The organism is Bradyrhizobium sp. Kon69 (assembly GCF_055807515.1).
The window spans coordinates 1-282 of the sequence record NZ_JBVVOS010000307.1 but is presented as its reverse complement, the minus strand read 5'-3'; the positions used below and the strand labels follow the sequence as shown (position 1 = coordinate 282).

Below are 282 nucleotides of genomic sequence, written 5' to 3'. Positions count from 1 at the left end.
GCCCAAGGGCACCGGCAAGACCACACTGCTGGAAGCGGTGACGTCGGCACTCAGGGCCGACAACAAGAAAGTGATCCGACTGTGCGAGAAAAAGAGCGATCCCCATCGGGGTGAAACCATGGCGCTGGTCAACCAGCTTGTCAGGAACCCCAGCCGCGCGCTGGAGCTGGCGGTGTGCGAGCGCTTTCCCGAGAGCCGCAGCTGGATGTCCAGGCACGTACTGCCTAGGCAGCCACCGGACAGCATCATTCTGACCGCCGAGCGCTTTCTGCCCGACCCGTT

The 282-nt window shown here is 63.5% G+C and carries 1 protein-coding gene; it reads left to right on the top strand.

What is annotated here, in order from left to right:
- Positions 1-282, top strand: a 282-nt coding sequence (locus AC0L3U_RS39265; protein ID WP_473365101.1) for a nucleoside/nucleotide kinase family protein, incomplete at both ends; no start/stop codon positions are given.